The 328-nt window shown below is 50.3% G+C and carries 1 protein-coding gene; it reads right to left on the reverse strand.

The genetic code is table 11. The annotated features are described in order from the left end of the window. A partial coding sequence (locus P0G09_RS16590; RefSeq protein WP_275253210.1) for a hypothetical protein occupies positions 1-295 on the reverse strand: 295 nt, incomplete at its 3' end. Positions 296-328 lie beyond the last annotated feature (33 nt).

A 328-nucleotide genomic window follows, 5' to 3' on the forward strand; every position in this document is an offset into this window, starting at 1 on the left:
TCACCGCCTTTTCTGTGTCATGCTTTGCTTTTTTGAAGTGTCCACTGCCTCGCCAGGTGTTGACCACACAGGTGAAGATCTGGCCGCAGTGCTTGCACCAAATCATGTGAGCCATAATTTCGTCTGCCCAGCCATCCTCTGTCTTTACCTTCTCCAGTGGGCAGGTGGATTCCTCTTGCATCAGTTCAAATTCCCCCTCCGACACCAACTGCTGAATGTAAGCAATACAGGCCAGATAGTCCTTTGGGGCGTCAAATTTTCTCCATGTTTGAATGTTTCGGCAGTGCTCGCACATTGTGGACGCCTCCTTACGCAAATACCTGCTGGT

The sequence above is a fragment of the Faecalibacterium sp. DFI.5.82 genome, assembly GCF_029076575.1.
Lineage (GTDB): Bacteria > Bacillota > Clostridia > Oscillospirales > Ruminococcaceae > Faecalibacterium > Faecalibacterium duncaniae.